The organism is Lentzea jiangxiensis, from assembly GCF_900104175.1.
In the GTDB taxonomy this organism is placed as follows: domain Bacteria; phylum Actinomycetota; class Actinomycetes; order Mycobacteriales; family Pseudonocardiaceae; genus Lentzea; species Lentzea jiangxiensis.
This window is the reverse complement of the sequence record NZ_FNIX01000003.1, coordinates 1-20,375: the sequence shown is the minus strand read 5'-3', so window position 1 is coordinate 20,375 and position 20,375 is coordinate 1. Positions and strand designations below refer to the sequence as shown.

Here is a 20,375-nt window from a genome sequence, read left to right as displayed (position 1 = left end):
TCATGCTCCCAGGGGTGCGAACGCGGCGCAGTAGCCGGCCCAGTCCTGCTGGGTGAAGGCGGCGCCGAAGGGGTGGGCGGGCATCGTCGGCGCTGCCAGGGCCAGGCGGTCCCCGCCGGCGGAACGGCTCGCCGAAGGCGGTGGGGACACGGAGAACTCGCGCTGGGTGCGGAGGGTGTACGTCTCGCTGACGAAGAAGCACTCGACGGAGACGGTCACGTACGCCTCACCGAAGAGCACCGAGCTGCCGTCGGCCTTCCGCAGGTAGGTCAGGCCCATGTAGAACTCGACCGACACGGTGAGGAAGCCCCAGAGCTTCAGGGCCCCGCGGATCCGCAGGAACGCGACCAGGCCGACCTGCTGGCGCACCACCTCGGTGCCGTTCTCGACGACCTCGACCTTCTCCAGCAGGTAGCTGATGCCGCCGACGATCTCGACGATGCCGGAGGCGATGCCCACGTTCAGCGTGAGCCCCGCACCGAAGACGAAGCCGATCTCCAGCCGTTCCATCCCGTCGGTGCCCAGCGACAGGCTCACGTAGCCGCCACCGTTGAACCCGAAGACGCGCAGCTGGAACGGCCGCTCGCGACTGTTCAGCGCGAAGTTCAGCCGCACCGGGGTGCCGTCGAACGGGACCTCCACGGCGACGTGGAGCGCGGTCTCGGCGATCGCGAACGGGCCCATCGGGAGTTCCGGCAGCTGGAACCGCAACCCGGCCCTGAGTCCCGCCGAGGTCACGGTGATCTCCAGCTTGCCACCCAGGATCGAGAACTTCTCGGCGATCGGCTGCAAGAGCTTGAGAGCCTGCTCGAGGTTCACCTGCCGCAGGTTGCAGTCCAGCTGCGTCTTCATGCCGCTGGCCGACGCGTACCGGAGGTGGTTGAACTCCAGACTGATCCAGTGGTACGCGCTGTTCTCGCCGAGCAGGTGCAGGGTGAAGTCACGCATCTCGGCGTTGGCCCGCCAGCTGGACTCCACACCGCTCTTGTAGGGGACGCCGTACACGGAGCTCAGGACGAGCGGGTAGGGCGTGTCCTTCCCCGGCTCGAAGCCCATCGCGGCCTTGACCTTCGGCATCCAGTACATCGAGAACTCGTCGATGCCGAGTTCGGGCACGCGGCGGTGGCCCATCTTCGGCGCGGCTTCCGGGTTGCGCACGGGCGGATCCTCCGGCGAGGCCAGCAGGTCCTTGAGCGGGACACCGCCGAGGAACTTGGCCTTGGTGCCGTCGCCGAACATCTGCGCCGGGTCGTAGAACTCCTTGGCCACGTCGATCGGCCTGACGGCGACCGCGCCCTGCTTGGCCGAGATCGCCTGGATGCTGCCGCCGGGCGTGGCCAGGCCACCGGTGTTGGCCGGCGAGACCCCGAACGGCGTCGGCGGCGCGGACGAGTGCAGTGCCAGGTAGACCGCGCCGACGTTCTCCTCGGGGTCGCCGGGGTCCTCGGGTTCGGGGGTGATGCCGTGGCTCAGGTAGGGCTCGGCGAACTCGAACGCCGCCGCGGGTACCGCGGTGCCGGTCACCACGGCGACCTCGGGCAGCCGCACCACGGCCCGTTCCATGCGCGGGTGGAACGGCACCCGGCCGGCCGTCGTGAGGGTGTCGGCGTTGAACACGATCCGGTCCACGTTGGACGTGGTGCTGCCTTGCGGGTACGGGCCGCGGTCCGCCAGGGCGATCTTGCGGCCTCCCATGTCGGCGGTGCGCACGGCGATCGGATCGGCGGTGGTGCCGGTGTTGTACGTCCTGCGGATGTCGTTGAGCAAAGTGGTGCTGGTGGCCGTCGCTGACGGCACGAACACCACCGGCACGGTGAAGTCGACCTCGCCGCCTTCATGGTCGATCCCGCGCAGGTGGAACGGAAACGGTGTGGTCGGCGCGCTGGAAGCCTTCGGCACGAACGAACTGACCGCTTTGGCCGGGTCGGCGAAGTCCTGGCGGTTGGTGGCCAGCTCCGGTGTCCTGCGGGTGAGCACGCGGATCGAGGTGAACGGCAGCTCGCGCCCGTCCCGTGCCAGCGCTTCGTCCTGCCAGTAGGTGACCGTGCGCTGCTGCACCACGATGTACTGGGTGTGTCGCAGATAGGCGTACCACGGTCCCGGGGTGCCGTCGGGGTTGGGACGGCGGGCGATCCGGCGTTCGGCGACGTCGACCAGCGAGGCGCGGTGGCCGTAGGGGTACAGGTAACCCGCGTTCTCGGTGCGCACGTGGTGGTCGCGACCCAGGGTGGCGCGGTGCTGCCAGCCCCTGAGCTGCAGGGTGGGGTGGTCCGGGTAGCTCCACCTGCCCTCGGCCTCGAAGCTCGCGCCGAGGCTGCTCAGGGTCAGCCCGGAGACCTCGACGGGAGCCGGCAGCGACGGGTGGACCCCGGTGCGCAGCGTCGGGTCGGCCGACAGCCGGACGATGGAGAACCGCTGCCTCGGCGTCAGCACGTGGTCGATGTCATCTTCGGCGGGCACGGTTCCCGGACTCCGCACCCACGACGCCATCTGCGGGTCGGCGAGCCAGATCGCCCGCATCGCGCGGGCCTGCGGCCCGTCCTCGACCTCGGAGCCGTTCCTGGCGCCCAGCCGGGTGTGCCACAGCTCGGTCCACCCGTTGCGCGTCACCGGGGCGGTGGAGTGCTTCCAACCCTCGTTCTCGTTGGGCGACAACAGGATCCGCCACGGCAGCTCCAGAGCGGTCTCCGTGTCGATCGGCGCCACGAGCGCGGACGCGGTCTGGGTGGTGGTGGCGGTCGGGGCCAGCCGGGGCGTGAACGCGGTCCACGCCAGCAAGGCGTCGACCGTCGTGGCCATGGGCAGGGCCGCGGTGATGTCGAAGGCCAGCCGGCTCGGCCCGGAAACCCTCGTGGCAAGCGGCAGGTTGCCCGTCGTCAGCGCGGTGCTGAGCATCTGCTCCAGCACCGCCTGCGGTGGGAAGTGCACCACCATGAACGCGCTGCCCGCGCCGACCTTGCGCAGTTCCGAGCCGGTGGAGGTCCGCACCAGGTCCGCGTTGAACAGGTCGATCCGCAGGTTGAGCGAGTCCTCCCGGCGGCGCAGGTGCAGCGACCGGGTCGCGGTGGCGGTCAGGGCGATGTCGGCGATCACGTCGTCGGGCGGTCCTCCCGACGACCCGACCGCCAGCACCAGGCCGCCCGCTCCGGCCAGGAACAGGAACCGGCGGCGGCTGACCGCCTTGCCCGGCTCGCCGCCGGCCGGCAGATCGTTCTCGCTCATCGCACGTCCTCACCACATCCGGGAATGAACCACGCCCCAGCGTCGTGTGCGGTCCCCTCCGGCCGTCAGGTCCACTACCCGGTGGACTGCACAGGACCACTACCCCTCTGTCCTCAGTGGACTGGTCCGCTGGAGGTCCGGCTTTTGTGGTCCTGTCGCGGGCTTGGCGCACGGCCGCAGGATGACGTTGCGCGGCAAGGGACCGCGCCACGAGGGGAACGAACGAGGGACATGATGAAGGAATTGCTGCGCAAGGCGGGACAGGCGGCGGTGGCGGGGGCACTCGCCGTCGGCGTCATCGCGAGCACCACCGCGGTGGCGACCGCGGCGCCACCGGGATCGGTGATCACGTCCACGCCGAAGAGGGGCATGTACTGCACCCTGACCACGAGCGTGACGGCGGGCTTCACCCACGGTGACGCGTCCTGCTACAACGGCCAGTGGCCGGGCGAGGCGGGCTGGTACATCGTCGTCACGTGCGTGGGTGGGTCCACCGCCACCAGCGGCGTCGTCTCCTCCTCGCCCTACCGGTGGGGCTCGGCGAGCGCGGGATGGTGCTGGAACGGCGTTCGGGACATCGCGATCCGCGAGCTGTGATCGTCGGTGACGGCGCCCTCGCTCGCCACGAGGGCGCCGTCACCGCCCAGTGCCGTCACCGCCCAGTGCCGTCACCGCCCAGTGCCGTCACCGCCCAGTGCCGTCACCGCCCAGTGCCGTCACCGCCCAGTGCCGTCACCACTCAGCGCCGTACGTGCCGCGGTCCGGTCTCGCCCAGCGGAGCCTCCGAAAGGCTCAGCAAATGCACGTTCTCGGCTTTTGCGTTCGAATGCGGCGGATGTCTCGAGCATCCGCGATTCCTGCCGACGAGGAAACGCCCTTTCAGCTATGCGGTTACTGGGCAATGGGCGGAATGTGGTGCTCCGTGCAATAACGTCTGTTTCATCAGTCGTGCGGGACTTTTCGCGGAGCAACGAACCAGGAGTGTTCGGCCATGGGCGAGACTGGCATCATCGGAGGCACCTCGAGCCTCGTTCGTGAACCCGTTGTGGACGCTTTCGCCGATCTGCGGGCCCCGCGTCGGGCGGACCAGGCACGCGCAATGGGCATGTACCCGTTCTTCAAGGCCATGACCCGGCACAACGGCGGCACCGTGGTGGTGGACGGCGAGCAGTACGTCCTCACCGGGTCCAACGACTACCTGGGCCTGACCCAGGACGAACGGGTGCGCAAGGCCGCGCGGGACGCCGTGGACGACTTCGGCATGTCCTGTTCGGGATCGCGGTTCCTGACCGGCACCCTCGAGCTCCACGAGACCCTCGAGGCCGAACTGGCGGATTTCCTCGGAAAGGAATCCGCTCTGGTCTTCAGCGCCGGTTTCCTCTCGACCGCCTCGTCCGTCGCGACGCTGGGCGGACGCCGCAACATCCTGTACTTCGACAGTGAGAACCACGCGAGCATGATCGACGGCTCGCGGCTGATGGCGAACCGGCCGCGACGCTTCGAGCACAACGACGCCGCCGATCTCGAGCGGCTTCTCAAAGAGGACGAAGGCCTGCCGGGCGGGCGCGTCATCTACACCGAAGGCGTCTTCTCGATGTCCGGCCACATCGGCGCGATCCCCGAAGTCGTGGACGTCGCCAAGAGGTACGGCGCACGGGTGGTGTGCGACGACGCGCACGCGACCGGCGTGCTCGGGCCGCACGGCGAAGGGTCGCACGTGCACTTCGGCCTGGCTGACGACGTCGACGTCGTGGCGGGCACGTTCTCGAAGGCGCTCGCGTCCGTCGGCGGGTTCCTGGCGGGCACGGCCGACGTCATCGACCACGTCAAGCACACCGCACGGCTGCTCATCTTCAGCACCGCTCTGCCCGCTCCGAACATCGCCGCCAGTCTCGCGGCGTTGCGCATCATCCGCTCCGAGCCCGAGCACCGCGAGCAGATGTGGTCGAAGGTCGACTTCATGCGCCGGAACCTCCTGGGCCTCGGCTTCGACCTGCTCGGCTCCAACAGCCCGATCATCCCCGTGCTGGTCGGCGACGAGAGCACCGCTTTCCAGTTCTGGCGCGGGTTGTGGGACGAGAAGGTCTTCGCCACCCCGGCCATCCCCCCGGCCGTCTCCCAGGGACGGAGCCTCATCCGCACCAGTTTCAACAACGCGCACACCCCCGAGCACCTGGAGCGCACGCTGGAGGCGTTCGAGAAGGTGGGCCGTGCGTTGCGGGTGATCTCTTGACGCAGGTCCGGCGGAGCTGAGCCGTCCGCGGCGGTCGACGGCCAGGAGCCGCGTCGCCGCTCGTCCCCGCCCTCACGCACCGATTCCCGACTCGTGACAGGAAAGAGAACCGGCATGACGGTTCACGAACAGCAGACGCGCCGTTTGGCGATCAGCACGGTGCCGGTGCCGAGCTGGCTGGAGTCGCGGGTGCTGCGCGGCGGCGCCGCGCGGACCAAGCACCTGGCCGCGCCGCCGCCGGGCTCGGGCCTGCGGGCCGTGCCCGGCGACCCCGGCCTTCCCGTGGTCGGTCATGGGCTCGCGTGGATGCGGTACGGCCCACGGTTCGAACGCGCCAGGGTGACGCGGTACGGACCGGTGTCGTGGATGAAGGCGTTCGGCGTCAAGATGGCGGTGGTGGGGGGCGCCGACGCCACCCAGGCCGTGCTCACCAACAAGGACAAGGCCTTCTCGCAGTCCGGGTGGAACCTGTTCTTCGACCCGTTCTTCCGGCGTGGCCTGCTGATGCTCGACGACGAACACCTGCAGCACCGGCGGATCATGCAGCAGGCCTTCACCCGGCCCCGGCTCGCCGCCTACGCGGAGGTCGCCGGCCAGGTCGTCCGCGAGGTGCTCGCCGACCTGCCGGACCGGCTCGCCGTCCACCCGTTGATGGCCCGGCTCACCATGGACATCGGCTCCCAGGTGTTCATGGCGCGCGCCCTCGGCACGAACGAGCCGGTGATGCGGGCGTTCAAGGCCGCGGTCGACGGCACCACCGCCCTGGCGCGGTTTCCCGTGCCGGGCGGCAAGTGGCAGGCAGGGCTGCGGGGCAGGACGATGCTCGAGGAGTACTTCAAAGCCGGCCTGCCCGGCAAACGGAACAGTGCCGGCAGCGACCTGTTCTCGGTGCTGGCCTCCGCACGGGACGAGGACGGCCAGCGGTTCACCGACACCGAGATCGTCGATCACATGATCTTCCTGATGGTGGCCGCGCTCGACACCTCGGCCACCACGGCGACGGCGGCGATGTACCACCTGGCTCGCCAGCCGGAGTGGCAGGAACGGGCCCGAGCCGAGTCCGTCGCCCTCGGTCCGGCCCCCGACCTCGACGGCCTCGACCGGCTGACCACGCTCGACCTGGTGGTGAAGGAGTCGCTGCGCCTGGTCGCGCCCGTGCCCACGTTCGTGCGCAGGACGGTCCGCGACGTCGACCTCACGGGCTACCACCTGCCGGCCGGCACCACCACGGTCGTCATGCCCGCCGCCAACCACTACGACCCGGCGTACTGGCGCGAACCCGACGTGTTCGACCCGGACCGGTTCGCCGAACCGCGCCGGGAGGACCAGGCGCACCGGTTCGCGTGGGTGCCCTTCGGCGGCGGCGCGCACAAGTGCATCGGGATGGTGCTGGGCTTCCTGGAGGTCAAGACGATCCTGCACGAGTTGTTGCTGCGTCACCGGTGGCGGCTGCCGGAGGGCTACCGGGCGCGGTGGGACTGGTCGAACACCCCGTCTCCGACCGGCGGTCTCCCCGTCCACCTCGACCGCATCACCTGACACGTCCGGTGTGGACGGAAGGCCGACGATCCGGAACTTCCGCCCGGGAGTTCACAGACCACTGCGAAGGAAGTTCCCATGAGAGTGGCGATGCTCGCGCACGGTTCGCGGGGAGACATCCAGCCGATGGTGGCGCTCGGCGACGAACTGCGGCGCCGGGGGCACTCGGTGGTGATGACGGTGAACGAGAACCTCGCGGCCTGGGTCGCGCGTGCCGGCATCGACGTCGTCCCGATGAAGCCGGACATGAACGCGCTGCTGACCTCCGACGCGGCGCGGAACCACATGGCACGAGGCAAGGTCCTCGCGTTTCTGAAGGCGATGACCCTGGAGGAGCGCAAGGCGAACCGGTCGATCATCGACGCGTGCGTCACCGCGGCCCAAGGCGCGGACATGGTGATCTCGACGATCACGACCGTGTACCGCGGCGAGTGCCTCGCGAAGGCGCTCGGTGTGCCGCACCGCACGTCCAGCCCGTACCCGGTCCTCGACGCGGGGAACCACGCGAGCTTCCTCTCGCCTGTCCACGACCTGCGCCTGCGCTGGTTGAACCTGGCCAGCTGGCGCTTGCTGGACATGGCGTTCTGGCAGGAGAGCAAGCCGAACATCGACGAGATGTGCGACGTGCTCGGCATCGCGAGGTTCAAGCGTGCCCCGCGCGTGGAGCTGATCCCGTCGGTGGCGATGTACAGCGGGGAACTCGCGCCGAGGCCGGCGGAATGGGACGAGCGGCACGAGATCGTCGGGTGGCAGGCACTGTCCGCCGACCTCAGGACCCGCCTCGGCGAACAGGTGCCGGCCGACCTGGACGCCTGGCTGGACGACGGCAGCGCACCCGTCTTCTTCGGCTTCGGCTCGACGCCGGTGGCCGACCCTCCGGCCATGTTGCGCGACATCGCCCGGTTGACGCGGGAGCGGGGCTTGCGGGGGCTGATCTGCGCCGGCTGGAGCGATTTCGGTGCCGACGGCGCCGAGCTGCCGGACCACCTGTACGTCACGAACAACGTCGACTTCGACGCGGTGCTGCCGCGGTGCCGGGCCGCCGTGCACCACGGCGGGTCGGGCACGACCGCGTCCGTCCTGCGCGCGGGTCTGCCTTCCGTCATCGCCGGAGTGCTCGCCGACCAGGCCTACTGGGCGTGGCGCATCGAGAAGCTCGGTGCCGGCGTGCGCCTGCCGTTCCACAAGCTCACCTTGGACCGGCTCGGCGCCGCCGTGGACGCGGCGCTGGCATGTACCGATCGGGCGAAGGAACTCGGCGCACGGGTCTCGGCGACCACCGTGCAGACAGCCGCCGCGGACGTTGTCGAGCGCTGGGCCGCAGAGCTGGGAATCCAGCCGGCCGTGCACAACTGACGGCGTGCTGGCCGCCAACGCGTTCATCGTCGAACCGCCACCCCGGTGCTGCCGGTCTCGTGACTGGGCACGGGGTGGCGGTTCGAACGGTCCTGCGCGGCGACCGAGCGGTGCGGGCTCAGCGCACCTGCTCGGCCTTGAACTGCATCCGCGGCGTCGCGTAGAACTCCTGGGCCTGCACCAGCCGCAGCTCGCGCTCGCCGGAGCGGTAGGTCAGGTCGATCAGGTCGAAAACGCTCGACGCGGTGCGCTCCAGCGCCAGCGCCGCGTCCTTCGTTTGCACGTAGTGGGCGGTGAACAGCGCGGCGGTGACGTCGCCGGACCCGTTCGCCTTGAACGGCAGGTGCGGGGTGCTCACGAGCCACGACCCGGCGGTGTCCACGACCAGCATCTCGATCGTGCCCTCCTCCCGGTCGGGCCGCTCGACGCTCGTGACCAGCACGGTCGACGGACCCATCGCGCGGGCGAGGTCGGCCGACGCCAGCGTCTCCTCGACGCTCGCCGGCTCGGTGCCGGTGAGGAAGCCCAGTTCGAACTGGTTCGGGGTGATGATGTCGGCCACCGGCACGACCCGGTCGCGCAGCAGCACGGGGATCTCGGGCGCGACGAAGCACCCGGACTTGGCGTTGCCCATCACCGGGTCGCACGCGTAGAGCGCCGCCGGGTTCGCGGCTTTCACCCTGCGCACCGCGTCGATGATCACATCGGCGATGCCCGTGCCGCCCTGGTAGCCGGACAGCACGGCGTCGACCTGCGGGAACACCCCGCGTTCCTCGACCCCGAGCAGGATCTCGGCCACGTCCGACGGCGGCAGGAGCGGACCGCGCCACGCGCCGTACCCGGTGTGGTTGGAGAAGTTCACCGTGGGGATCGGGACGACCTCGACCCCGAGGCGCTGCAGCGGGAACACGGCGGCGGAGTTGCCGACGTGGCCGTGGGCGACGACCGACTGGATGGACAGAACCTTCATCCGCCCAGCCTAGAACGGACACGTTGACGTCGTGGCACCGCTGGACCACGTTGGTGTTCGTGTCACATCCGCCCCCGGCCGTCACGGCCGCCGCTGAACGTGTCGGCCCCGGTACCGGCGGAGATGTCCCGTTGGCCGGTGAAGGTCATGACCTGTTGCCGGCGCGCTGACGGGAGGATCTCCCGGCGTGCCGGCGAAGAGATCGGACGACGTCAGGGTGAGGCTGGGCAGTCGCTTCCACAGGCTTTTCGGCGCCACTCTCGTGTCGGCCGTGGGTACCGGCATGCACGCCGCCGCGCTGCCCCTGCTGGTCCTGCAGAGCACCAGCAGCCCGATGGCCTTGAGCTTCGTCGTGATGGCCGCCGAGATCCCCTGGGTGCTGCTGTCGCTGCACGCCGGTGTCGCGGTGGACCGGCTGGACCGCCGGCGGGTGATGGTGTGGGCCGACCTGGGCCGGTTCGTGGTCCTGGTCGCTCTCGCGGTGCTGGTCCTGACCGCGCGGGTGAACCTGTTGTGGCTGGTGCTCGCGGCGTTCCTGCTGGGCGTCGGCCAAGTCTTCTTCGACATCGCCGCCCAGTCGGCAGTTCCCGAGTTCGTCTCCCGCGATCCGCGGAGCCTGGCGACGGCGAACGGGCGGATCGTCGCGGCGGACAGCGGCGGTGAGGACTTCGCAGGGCCTCCGCTCGGCTCCGCGCTGTTCGCGGTGTGGAACGTCCTGCCGTTTGCCGCCAACGCTGTCTCGTTCGCCGCCAGCGGCCTGTTGATCTTCTCGATCCGGGCGGACGCCAAGCCGGAGAACACCTCCGGAGCTCCGCGCAAGAGCATGCGGAGCGACATCGTCGAGGGCATTCGCTGGTTGTCCGGGAACCGGACCCTGCGGGCGCTGGCCGTGGTTTCCTGCCTCGGCAACGTCGCCGTCACCGCTCAGTTCGCGATGCTCGCGCTGCTGGCCAAGGACGTCCTCGGACTTCCCGATCTCGGTTTCGGCCTGTTGCTGACGGCCACCGCGGTCGGCGCGACGGTCGGGGGACTGGCCGCCGCGGCCGCCGGCAAGCGGTTCGGCCCCGGCACGGTGATGATCGTGGGCAAAGCCGGCGTGGGCGCGGCCATCCTGGTTCTGGGACTTGTCGCCGATGCGTGGGTCGCGGCCACGATGATGATCGTGACCGGCGCGCTGATGACCGCGGAGAAAGTCGTGGTGAGCACACTGCGCCAACAGATCGTGCCTGATGAGCTCCTGGGGAGGGTGCTGTCGTCGAGCAGGTTCGTGGTCATGATCGGGGGACCGGTGGGGGCGGCACTCGGCGGTGTTCTCGCCAGTGCGTTCGGTGCCCAGGTCTCGTATGTCGTCGCGGGCGTCTTCCTCATCCTGGTGGCGCTGGTCTTCTACCCCGCGCTGAACAACCGTGCCCTGGCGGCATCGCGTGCCCGGGCAGGTCGGTGATCCCGACGGGCGGACAGCCCGTGTCGCGTCAGGGTTCGTCGCCGGCGGTGTCGTCTTGGACGTGCTGCTGGGCCTGACGGGGGTCGGCGCCGTGTTCGCGTGCCTCGATGGCCTTGCGCAGATCGTCCGGTGACAAGTCGTCGTGGTTGATCACCCCCAGGAGTTCGGCCCTCTTGTGCAGAGCCTGGACGTCCGTTTCCTCCATGTCGTCCTCCCTCGGGTCCGCAGTCGGTCCGAAGTGCTGGCTACCCGGCCTGCCGGGTTCGACGCGGGCTTCCCCCGAAGCGGGCCGTCGCGTTCGTCGGCGTCCCCCATCGGGTGCTCGCCGAGGACGTGGTTGGGGCCGGGGGGAGCGGGTAGGCCCTGTGCATGGCTCCCACGACGTTGACCGCGCTCGCGCTGACCTGCTCCCTCAAGCCCTCACCCGAGCCGTCGAGCGCCGACAAGCTCGCTCGCCAGGTGCTGGACGAGCTCGCCGCACACGGTGTGACGGGTGACCTGATCCGGGTCGTGGACCACGACGTGCGCCCCGGCGTGCAGAAGGACATGGGCGAGGGCGACGAGTGGCCGATGATCCGGGAACGGGTGCTGGCCGCCGACATCCTGGTGCTGGCCACGCCCACCTGGGTGGGGCACCCGTCCAGCGTGGCGCAACGGGTGATGGAGCGCTTGGACGCCGAGCTGTCCGAGACCGACGACGAGGGCCGCCTGCTGACCTACGGCAAGGTCGCGGTGGTCGCGGTCGTCGGCAACGAGGACGGCGCGCACAAGATCATCGCCGACTGCTTCCAGGCCCTCAACGACGTCGGGTTCACCATCCCGGCCAGCGGTGGCACGTACTGGAACAACGAGGCGATGAACCCGAAGGACTACATCGAGCTGGAGCAGACGCCCGACCCGGTGGCCTCGACCAACAAGAAGCTGGCGAGCAACGCCGCGCACCTGGCGCGGCTGCTCAAGCAGGACCGGTATCCGCCGGTCCAGTGAGGACCATCCACACGAGCGAGTGGGAAGTGGTGCACGAGGTGCTGCACGTCGACTCGGCACCCAGCGATTCCGCGGTTCCGGTGCTCGTGGTACTTCCACGCGAGGAGTCGCAGCTCTGCCGCGACACCCTTGCCGCGCTGTGACCGACCGGCGCGGCGAACCCGTCCGGCCGCCTCCGCCCGGGTACACCCGGCGACAGCGGACGTGTCGGCTGGCCAGGTGCGGGTACTACGCCGAGAGGGAACCCGACCAGGAGGAGGAGCGGATGTCCAGCAACGAGACCGGTCAGGTCACGGGCACGCCGGACAAGGACTACAACATCATCTGGTTCGTCGAGGCGTGCCTGAGCAACGTGCTGCGGCTGGAGACCTACATCGCCGATGCGGACCGTGCGGGTGACAGCGAGCTGGCGGACTTCTTCCGCCGCGCCCAGGAGGCGAGCCGCAAGGGCGCCGACGAGGGCAAGGAACTGCTGACCCGGCGCCTGAACGGCTGACGCCGTCCCAGCGAAGCCGCCGGCGATCCGGTCCGCCGGATCGCCGGCGACACGCCAGGCCTCGCCAGGCCCGGTACGGCGCGGTGATCACCTGAACGTCCTTTGTGGGCTGTGCTGCGCCGTGTCCGAACGGGGTGATCACTCATTCGTGGCGACCTGCCCGTCGCTACGGTGCCGGACGTGCCGAAGCCGCTGATCGGGATCGTTCTCGCGCGAACCGGGAGGCTCGCGCCGCTGGGCGCGGCCTTGGACTTCGTCGCCGGCGCTCTGCCGTGGCCGGTGGACGTGCTGGTCCACGACAGCTGCTCCACGCCGCAGGGCGCTCGCGCCGCGGTGTCGGCGCTGGCCGACGCGGGCGTGCGGGCGGTCGTGACGTTGGGTGGCACGGAGACGCTGCCCGCGGTCGCGCGTGCCTGCACCGAGCGGGAGGTGCCGTGCGTGTCGACGACCTTGCCGTGGCAGGTGTTCGACGCCGAGGTGTTCGGCGACGACCACCGGCCGGGGTGGGCGTTCCACTTCAGCTGGGGCGTCGACGACATCGCCGAGGTGTTCACCGACCTGTGGGAGCACCTCGGCGCCGCACGCCGGGTGGGCTGCCTGTGGAACGACGGCACGCAGGGACGTGCGCTGCGGCGGTGGTTCCGGCCGGTGGCCGAAGCGCGTGGGCACGTGCTGGTCGACCTGCCCTACCGCGAGCACGGCGACGACCTGCCCGACCTGGCGGAGGTGGAGGTGCTGACCTCGGCCGCGACCGCCGCCGACCTCGCGGCGGCCATCGGGCGCGCCCGTCCCCGGCTGGTCACCTGCTCGCGCTGGCTGACCTACCCTTTCAGCGTCGCCGCGCACGCCCGTCTGGACCGGATCGCCACGATCGTCTACTGGACTCCCGCGCACGGGAACGGCGCGGGGCGCGAACTGGCAGCCGCCTACGAGAACGCGACCGGCATGCCGTGGACGCAACCGCTCGGCGTGGCGCATGCCGCGCTCGAGGTCGTCTGCCACGCCGTCACCGCCTCGCGCTCCCGCACGGAGACGGCCGGGGCGCTGGCAGGCCTGAGGTTGGACACCCTCGCCGGAACCCTGGACTGGACGGACGGCCCCGCGCCCGGCGTCGCGAAGATCGCGCTGGCGGGTGGGCAGTGGCGCGGCGGACAGCGCCCGGAACTGGTCGTCGTGGACAACCGCCGCGTCCCGGGCGTGCCGATCGGCGGTGAACTGCTCCTCAGTCCACCAGCGTGATGGTGAACCGGTAGCCCACGTCAGCCCTGTCCACCACACGGGTGGCCTTGGCCTCGCCGCGCGCGTTGGAGTACTTGCCGGTGCCGCCGATGACGGCCATGGTCGTGTCCTCGAAGCCTTCGGTGATCGACCTGTAGTGACGCAGGCCGGACAGGTGCAGCTCCCCGTCCTGGATCCGGAAGGTGGAGGTGCAGTGCGCCGTCACCGCGGGCGGCACCGCCACGGACACCGACAGCACTCCGCAGTGGGAGAACCCGTTGCCCACCTTGGCCCGGCCCTGCCCGTCCGCGAGCTCACCACCGCTGACGAACCCGCCCCCCACCGCGATGTTCACCGGCGCCGACATGAGCGTCCGCTTGGAAGTCAGCTCGATCGTCGTCTGCCGCTGGTCCACCTGATCAGCGCCCACGAGCGTCCCGGCGACAGCGAGCACCACGAGCCACGGTTGAACCTTCATCTACGCACCTCCGCGTCCGAACCGGATTCCCCCTCGCCGACGCTAGGCCCGTCGTCCCACAGGGCACATCGATCGATGGGGTACCGACCGGACCTCGAACGGCTGTCCACTCGGCACGGTCCGCGCACCCAGCGGTACCGCTTCGCCGACAAGCCACACGTCCAGGTGAAATGAGCCTGTCCGGCAGGCGTTCGCCGAGCTCGCGTCGGCGAAGTCGCGGCCGCGTGACTTCGTGGAGCAGGCCGGCGCCGGTCGTCGTGATGAGCGGAATGTCTGTCGAAAGGCAGACGTGCTCGCGTGGTCTGGATGATCGAATCGCAGGCATGAAAGCGTTGATGACGCTCCTGGCCGTAGTCGGTTTGCTCGCAGGAGGCGCAGGGTCCGCCACTGCTGGCGAGGGTCTGCACTGGCGGGAGTGCTACGACGGGCTGCGGTGCAGCGAAGTCCTCGTTCCCGCCGACTGGACCCGTCCTTCCGGTGACACCCGGATCGCCGTGCCGTTGCTGAAGATCCCGGCACGGGAGCAGAAGACCGGTGTCCTCCTGCTCAACCCCGGTGGCCCCGGGGCGTCCATCCCCAATTTCGCGTTCCCGGGCTACCGCGACCAGTTCGCGGACCTCGCGGCGCGGTTCGACGTCGTGGTGTTCGACCCGCGCGGCATGGGCGTCGCCTGTCCGGCTCCGAATCCTGCGCCGCTGCCCTCGCCGGTGAGTGAGTCCGCCCATCGCGAGTACGCCGCCGCCAACGGCCGGTTCGCGGCGGACTGCGCGGCGGCGATGGGCGAGTACCGGGGGCGCCTCAACGCCCGCCAGGTCGCGCACGACATGGACGCCGTCCGGCGCGCGCTGGGGGAGCGCCGGCTCAACTACTTCGGCAACTCCTACGGCACGGTGTACGGGCAGTTGTACGCGGACCTGTTCGGCCACCGGGTCGGGCGGATGTACCTGGACAGCGTGCTGGACCACACCCGGAGCGACCCGGCTGAGTGGGCTCGGGCCGGTGCCGTCGTGGCGGAGGGCAACCTCCACCGGATGGCGCGGTGGTGCGCGGCTGACACCGGTTGCGCGCTGCACGGCGAGGACCTGATCGCCGTGTGGGACCGCGTGCTGTCCACGCCCGGCGTGGAGGTGTCCGCGGTTCTCCGGTGGGCTGTGGCGAGGATCGGCAACGACAAGGGCTGGCCCGCGCTGGCCACCGGACTCGCGCAGCTGGCGGCCGGCGACACGACGGCGATCACACCGAGGCCCGGTCCGTCCGATGTCGGTCTCGCGCGGACGGCGTTCTGCGCGGACTTCCCCTTGCCGGACGACTTCCCGGCCGTGAAGCGGGTGGAGGACCGGTTGCGGACGGCCGCGCCCCGGCTGGGGTGGGCAGCGGTCCCGTGGCGGGTCTCCGGGCACTGCTCGGGTGTGCCCGGAGAAGGACTCAACCCGCCGACGACGTTGCCCCCGATGCCGAACGTGCTGGTGGCCAACGGCGAACACGACCCGCTGACCCCCGCCGAGCACGGCCGCCGGGTCGCCGCTCAGCTGCGAGGCGCGTACCTGCCCGTGGAGGGCAACCACGGGCTCTACCTCAACGGCAACGCCTGCGTCCGCGACCACGTGCACCGCTACCTCCTGGCCGGGGAGCTACCCGCGCCGGACGCGCGGTGCGGCTCACCGGTCTGACCCGGCCGTGTACAACTGCAGCATGGACGACCTGCGGATGCGCGGTCCCGCCAGCCACCCGGCGGTACCGCGCTCGTGGTGGTCGTTCCCACCGGGCACGCGGACGTTCCCGAAGCGGCTTCGCGACACCATCGGAGGCGATGCGGTGTTCGCCGGCGCGGCCGTGGCAGTCGTGTCGGTGCTCGGGCTGGTCGAACACCGCCCCACGAGCCCGGTCGTCCTGGTCGCCGCGTCGGTCGCGGTGGCGGTGCCTCTGCTGCTACGCCGTCGTTTTCCCCTGACCACGGCGTTCGCCTCCGCGGCGATCGTGGTCGTCGTCGCCGTGCCGGACTGGTCCGGGCGCCTGGCCGCCATGGCCGCGTTCGGTTCCGCCGCGTACCACCGTCCCCGGCGGACGGTGTTCGTTCTGGCCGCGGCGGGGTTCCTCGTCCTGGCTGCGGCGGGAGCCCACTCACCGACGGCCGCGACGTTCACGGACCTGCTCCTGCTCGGCATCGCGCCGGCTGCCGCGGGCTCCGCGTTGCGCATGCACCGCGACCGCGCCGACCAGGCCGAGCTCCTCTACCGGGAAGAGACCCGCGCGGTGATCGCCGAGGAGCACGCCCGGATCGCCCGCGAGGTGCACGACGCCGTCGGGCACCACCTCACCGTGATCCGGATGCAGGCCAACGCCGTCCGGCACGTCGCCCGCTCCCTGCCCGCGGTTGCCGACCGGGCGCTGGTGACGATCGCCGAGGTGTCGGCCACCGCGCTCAGCGAGGTCCGCGACGTTCTGGCCGCACTGCCCACGCACGGCACCACGCTGGCCGACCTGGACGCCCTCGTGGACCACGTGACCGGGCCCAACCGCACCGTGACCCTCACCAGGGACGGCCCTGCGCCGGGCACCCTGCCGCCCTTGGTCGACCACGCCGGTTACCGGCTGGCGCAGGAGGCGCTCACCAACGCGCTGCGCCACTCCGACGCGTCCAGGGTGGACCTGCGCCTCCACCACACGCCGGACGCCGTCGTGATCACCGTGGCGGACAACGGTTCCACCACGCCCGGCCCGACGACCGACGGCACCGGGCTGCGCGGCATCCGGGAACGGACCCGGCTGCTCGGCGGAACCCTGCGGATCGAACCGAACCGCCCCAGCGGCTGGCTCGTCGAAGCCCGGCTCCCGCTGGGGGAGCAGCGGTGATCCGCACCCTGGTCGCGGACGACCAAGAGCCCGCGCGGTGGGCACTGCGCCTGGTCCTCGACGCCGAACCCGACATCGAGGTGGTCGACGAGGCCGTGGACGGCGCCGAAGCCGTGGACAAGGCCCGCCGACTGGACGTGGACGTGGTGGTGCTCGATCTGAGGATGCCGCGGATGGACGGGGTGGCGGCCATCCGCCGGATCACCGAATCGGTCACCCCCGCGCCCGCGGTGGTCGCGCTGACGACGTTCGACGTCGACGAGTACCTGTTCGGCGCGCTGCGGGCGGGCGCGGCGGGCTTCGTGCTCAAGGACAGCGAACCGGCGCTGCTCGTCGAGGCCGTCCGCGCGGCGTCGAGGGGGCAGGGGCTGCTCGACCCGCAGGTCACCCGCCGCGCCATCCGCCGGTTCGCGCAGTTCGCGCCCCGCCCCGCACCGACCGGACTGGACCTGCTCACCCCACGCGAGCAGGAGGTGCTGAGACACGTGGCACGAGGCCTCAGCAACGCCGAGATCGCCCGTGCCTTGACCGTCGGCGAAGGCACGGTCAAAACCCACGTGGCGCGCGTACTCGCCAAACTCGGCCTCCGCACTCGCGTGCACCTGGTGATCTACGCCTACGAGCACGCCATCCTGGGCACTCCCTGACGTTGCCGGTGGGTTCGGGTGCGACCGCTGGCGGCGTACCACTGGATGGCGATGATCGCGGCGAGGGCGATCTCGGCCAGGTCGCCGCCGTAGTACATCAGCTGGGCGCCGGTGTGCAGGTCAGCAGTGGCGAAGGCGGTGCCCGGCGGAGGTGCCGCGTAGAGAGTCTTGGCGAGGACGGCGTGAGCGGCGCCGGCACCGAGCAGGGCAGTGGCGCGGCAGGCCAGGCTCCAGCGGCGTCGAACCGGGTCCAGTTGGCACACGGCGAAGGTGAACAGCAGCCCGGAGACCACGACGTGCACGTGGACCGCGGCGTGCAGCAGCGGCTGGTGGTGGAGGCTGGCGAACAAGGACGTCCGGTAGAGCAGCCACAGACCGCCGACGTCCAGCACTGCCGCGAGCGGCGGGAAGACCAGCACGCTCGCGGGAGCCGAGTGCGCCACGGCCAGCAGCGTGCGCCGGAGTCGCGTCGGAAGCACCCGCAGCAGCAAAGTCAGCGGGCGGGCCAGCACCACCAGCACGGGGGCGATCATGGCCAGCACGAGGTGCTGGCCCATGTGGGCGGTGAACGGGCCACCTGGCAGCGGTCCGAGGAGCGCGTAAACCAGGACGGCGCACCCCGCGGTGAAGCAGGTGTCTCGCCATCCCGGCCAGGCATCACCGCGCAGGCGCAGACGGATACTGCCTGCCAGATAGGCAGACGCGGCCAGCACGGCCGCCACCGCGATGACCATCCCGACCAGCCCGGTGGGCGCCACGGCGGGCGCGTGGTGCAGGTGATGGTCGCTCACGAGCCGGCCTTTCGACGCGCCCGCACGGCGAGGACGGCGCCCACGGCCAACAGCGCCAGCGCCGCGCCGTTCCACACCAGGTCGTAGACCACCAGGTCCACGCCATAGCGGACCTGGTGCAGGCGCAGCACCTTGTGGTCGACAATCCCGTCGAACAGTTGAAAGCCGCCCGAACCGAGGAACAGCCCGGCCGAGGCGTGAGCCGGGGCGAGAGCGTGACGACGGCGCAGATCGGCGTACAGGACGAAGCCGGCCACCAGGCCCAGCAGCTCGGCGGTGTGCAGCAGACCGTCCGACACCAGCCCCACCGCCGGGGTGGAACGGTCGAAGAAGTGGTGCCATGCCAGGATTTGGTGAAACACGATCTCGTCGACCGCGGCCATCAGCGCCGCGCCGATCATCGCGCACACAGCCAGCGATCTCCCGGGCAGGAGCACGGGTTCCGGTGCGGAGGGCGGTAGGGCATGCCCTGCGGGTTCGCTCATCAGACGCGCAGTCCTCCGATCGGTGATGTGGTGGGTCGTGCCGAGACGTTCGCGCTATCGGGTGTGGGCACGCAGGCGGGTGGTGGGCCGGCACGGGCGTGACGGCCGGGTCGCACCGCGGCCTGCGGGGCCAGGTGGGTGGCGGCGCGGACGCCGGTCGCGTCCTCCGGGATCTGGTCGTCGGTCAGTCGAACGACGGCGAACTCGACCGAGGACCACGGCCCGCGTCCCGGTGAGTCGCTGCGGGACCCTCGCCGGCACGGATGAGTCCGGGCGACCGGTCAGACGTTGTTCCGCCTTCTCCACCAGCGTCATCACCACCCCGGCCGTGCCGGCGAGCAACCCTTGCCGCGGTGCGCGTCTCATCACGTCGGCTGGAGTACCCGGCGACGGCCGGCCTATCCGGGTCTCGCCCCGGTGTGACGGTCTCGCTGTTGATCGCACAAGGCTCAACCGCTTCTCACACGTGCTGTGAATCGACGCGCTGTGGTTGCGATGACACCGCGAAGTGGACACGTCCTTCACCTGCGATACCCATGAGCTGACACCGGATCCAGACTCGTCGCCGGGGTCTGTCGAACGAGGTCGACCGCGTTGAGCGCGGTTTTCTCGATCGCACCGGTCGAGCAGATCACCGCCGGATCTCCGGATCGAATGCCAAGAACGGCACGAACTCGGCGCCGGCGTTGTCCCACAACCGCACGATCACCGGATGGCGGCCGCCCGGACCCCGATGAACGCGGCGAACCGCTCGCGGGCCGCGACCTCGGTCGGTGCCGTGCACACCGGCTTGAGCGCCTTGGTGGTCAAGACCCGGCGCTGATGGCCGGCGTGGCGGAAACTGTTGCGCAGCAGGTGCACCACGCCAGTCCGGATGATCATCCGCGGCCACCGGTCGTGATCGCGTCGGGCATGGCGCTCAACCCGTCGCAGACACCATCAGCAGGTCGGCACGCCGCGGTTCTTGAGCTCGGTGGCAGTTGCAGCCAGTGTTCGACGCCTTCGCCGCCGACCCACAACCCGAGAACGTCCCGGCGCCATCGGGGTGACGGCGAGCGTGACGTGGATCGGCCGGTTGATCACCTGCCGTCCCGGATCTCGACGTGGACAGCGTCGATGAAGATCACCGGATACACCGCGCCGGTCGGACGGACCTCGGTTCGCGCGTCGGCTCTGACCGGGCACGCCCGAACGGAGGTTCAGCCATGATGCCTGCGGCGCCAGGTCGGCTTGGTCAGCCCTGAGGCTCGTTCTCGGTCGCGCCGACCGGCTCCGGGTCTTCGGGAGCGGGCATGTGGCGGATGCTGTCACTGCCTTTGTGGTCGTGGGCGCGGCTGTGTCGGGAGTCCAGCACCCTTCCCAGCTTGTGTGCCGCTCCGGCGTAGGCGTCGTCCACGGTGGTCGCGTGGTGAGTGACCGCGACCGGCTGTTTGCCTCCCGGCCGTGCCTCGATGACGCACTTCTTGTCGTCCGGCTTGCTGCCCCCGTCCTCGCTGAGGTGCACTTCCACGCGGGTCAACCATCCGCTGAACCGGGACAGGCTGCTCTCCAGGTCGGTGGTCACATAGGTGGCCAGTCGTTCGCCACCGTGGATGTTGTGGTCGGTGTTGACCTGGATCTGCATGAGCACCCTCCGGAACGAGTAACAAAATGGTC

The 20,375-nt window shown here is 70.5% G+C and carries 20 protein-coding genes; 12 read left to right on the top strand and 8 right to left on the bottom strand.

Annotation, left to right across the window (positions count from 1 at the left end):
• Positions 1-3,222 (bottom strand): hypothetical protein, encoded by a 3,222-nt coding sequence (locus tag BLQ91_RS11475; protein ID WP_090096799.1) that lies wholly within the window; start codon positions 3,220-3,222, stop codon positions 1-3.
• A gap of 231 nt (positions 3,223-3,453) precedes the next feature.
• Between BLQ91_RS11475 and BLQ91_RS11470 the strand changes: the two genes are divergently transcribed.
• The 4 genes from BLQ91_RS11470 to BLQ91_RS11455 all read left to right on the top strand — a co-directional run bounded on the left by BLQ91_RS11470 (position 3,454) and on the right by BLQ91_RS11455 (position 8,350).
• Entirely contained in the window at positions 3,454-3,819 is a 366-nt protein-coding gene (locus BLQ91_RS11470; RefSeq protein WP_090096798.1) for a hypothetical protein, read from the top strand.
• A gap of 394 nt (positions 3,820-4,213) precedes the next feature.
• Positions 4,214-5,455: an aminotransferase class I/II-fold pyridoxal phosphate-dependent enzyme gene (locus tag BLQ91_RS11465; RefSeq protein ID WP_090096797.1), complete on the top strand. Its 1,242-nt coding sequence runs from the start codon at positions 4,214-4,216 to the stop codon at positions 5,453-5,455.
• Between the two features lie 114 nt (positions 5,456-5,569).
• The gene (locus BLQ91_RS11460) at positions 5,570-6,994 is read left to right on the top strand and encodes a cytochrome P450 (RefSeq protein ID WP_090096796.1); all 1,425 of its coding nucleotides are present in this window, start codon (positions 5,570-5,572) and stop codon (positions 6,992-6,994) included.
• A 78-nt stretch (positions 6,995-7,072) separates the two neighbouring features.
• Positions 7,073-8,350 (top strand): glycosyltransferase, encoded by a 1,278-nt coding sequence (locus BLQ91_RS11455; protein WP_090096795.1) that lies wholly within the window; start codon positions 7,073-7,075, stop codon positions 8,348-8,350.
• 118 nt (positions 8,351-8,468) lie between these two features.
• On the opposite strand, the gene pdxY is transcribed toward BLQ91_RS11455, so the two are convergent.
• Positions 8,469-9,320 (bottom strand): pyridoxal kinase PdxY, encoded by an 852-nt coding sequence (gene pdxY, locus BLQ91_RS11450; RefSeq protein WP_090096794.1) that lies wholly within the window; start codon positions 9,318-9,320, stop codon positions 8,469-8,471.
• 187 nt (positions 9,321-9,507) lie between these two features.
• Between pdxY and BLQ91_RS11445 the strand changes: the two genes are divergently transcribed.
• Positions 9,508-10,764 carry an MFS transporter gene (locus tag BLQ91_RS11445; protein WP_245733344.1) on the top strand — a complete coding sequence of 419 codons (1,257 nt, stop codon included), beginning with the start codon at positions 9,508-9,510 and terminating at the stop codon, positions 10,762-10,764.
• A 28-nt stretch (positions 10,765-10,792) separates the two neighbouring features.
• On the opposite strand, the gene BLQ91_RS41210 is transcribed toward BLQ91_RS11445, so the two are convergent.
• Positions 10,793-10,969: a hypothetical protein gene (locus BLQ91_RS41210; protein WP_176959690.1), complete on the bottom strand. Its 177-nt coding sequence runs from the start codon at positions 10,967-10,969 to the stop codon at positions 10,793-10,795.
• A gap of 164 nt (positions 10,970-11,133) precedes the next feature.
• On the opposite strand from BLQ91_RS41210, the gene BLQ91_RS11440 reads away from it, so the two are divergent.
• From BLQ91_RS11440 to BLQ91_RS11430, 4 genes are all read left to right on the top strand, one after another.
• Positions 11,134-11,751, top strand: a complete 618-nt coding sequence (locus BLQ91_RS11440; protein ID WP_090096792.1) for a flavodoxin family protein — start codon at positions 11,134-11,136, stop codon at positions 11,749-11,751.
• Complete coding sequence (locus tag BLQ91_RS41205; RefSeq protein ID WP_176959689.1) at positions 11,748-11,894, top strand: hypothetical protein; 147 nt, start codon at positions 11,748-11,750, stop codon at positions 11,892-11,894. Before BLQ91_RS11440 ends, BLQ91_RS41205 begins: the two co-directional genes overlap by 4 nt.
• A gap of 122 nt (positions 11,895-12,016) precedes the next feature.
• Positions 12,017-12,247, top strand: a complete 231-nt coding sequence (locus BLQ91_RS11435) for a hypothetical protein (RefSeq protein WP_090097193.1) — start codon at positions 12,017-12,019, stop codon at positions 12,245-12,247.
• A 180-nt stretch (positions 12,248-12,427) separates the two neighbouring features.
• The gene (locus BLQ91_RS11430) at positions 12,428-13,486 is read left to right on the top strand and encodes an ABC transporter substrate-binding protein (protein ID WP_218130242.1); all 1,059 of its coding nucleotides are present in this window, start codon (positions 12,428-12,430) and stop codon (positions 13,484-13,486) included.
• Here the strand turns inward: BLQ91_RS11430 and BLQ91_RS11425 are convergent.
• Entirely contained in the window at positions 13,470-13,943 is a 474-nt protein-coding gene (locus BLQ91_RS11425; RefSeq protein WP_090096790.1) for an allene oxide cyclase barrel-like domain-containing protein, read from the bottom strand. The two genes, BLQ91_RS11430 and BLQ91_RS11425, sit on opposite strands and share 17 nt — an antisense overlap.
• Before the next feature lie 323 nt (positions 13,944-14,266).
• Here BLQ91_RS11425 and BLQ91_RS11420 point away from each other — a divergent pair, with 323 nt between their 5' ends.
• Genes BLQ91_RS11420 through BLQ91_RS11410 form a run of 3 tightly spaced genes read left to right on the top strand, consistent with a single transcriptional unit; the run spans position 14,267 to position 17,443 of the window.
• Positions 14,267-15,613 (top strand): alpha/beta fold hydrolase, encoded by a 1,347-nt coding sequence (locus BLQ91_RS11420; protein ID WP_090096789.1) that lies wholly within the window; start codon positions 14,267-14,269, stop codon positions 15,611-15,613.
• 22 nt (positions 15,614-15,635) lie between these two features.
• On the top strand, positions 15,636-16,796 hold the full coding sequence (locus BLQ91_RS11415) for a sensor histidine kinase (RefSeq protein ID WP_090096788.1): 1,161 nt from the start codon (positions 15,636-15,638) through the stop codon (positions 16,794-16,796).
• On the top strand, positions 16,793-17,443 hold the full coding sequence (locus BLQ91_RS11410; RefSeq protein WP_090096787.1) for a response regulator: 651 nt from the start codon (positions 16,793-16,795) through the stop codon (positions 17,441-17,443). Before BLQ91_RS11415 ends, BLQ91_RS11410 begins: the two co-directional genes overlap by 4 nt.
• Here the strand turns inward: BLQ91_RS11410 and BLQ91_RS11405 are convergent.
• From BLQ91_RS11405 to BLQ91_RS11390, 4 genes are all read right to left on the bottom strand, one after another.
• On the bottom strand, positions 17,413-18,234 hold the full coding sequence (locus BLQ91_RS11405; protein ID WP_218130241.1) for a cytochrome c oxidase assembly protein: 822 nt from the start codon (positions 18,232-18,234) through the stop codon (positions 17,413-17,415). The genes BLQ91_RS11410 and BLQ91_RS11405 overlap by 31 nt on opposite strands.
• Positions 18,231-18,635: a DUF2243 domain-containing protein gene (locus tag BLQ91_RS11400; protein ID WP_218130240.1), complete on the bottom strand. Its 405-nt coding sequence runs from the start codon at positions 18,633-18,635 to the stop codon at positions 18,231-18,233. Before BLQ91_RS11400 ends, BLQ91_RS11405 begins: the two co-directional genes overlap by 4 nt.
• A 789-nt stretch (positions 18,636-19,424) precedes the next feature.
• Positions 19,425-19,601, bottom strand: a complete 177-nt coding sequence (locus BLQ91_RS41200) for a hypothetical protein (RefSeq protein WP_176959688.1) — start codon at positions 19,599-19,601, stop codon at positions 19,425-19,427.
• A 352-nt stretch (positions 19,602-19,953) separates the two neighbouring features.
• Positions 19,954-20,375: HPF/RaiA family ribosome-associated protein (locus tag BLQ91_RS11390; RefSeq protein WP_245733343.1), on the bottom strand; the 422-nt coding region annotated here is incomplete at its 5' end.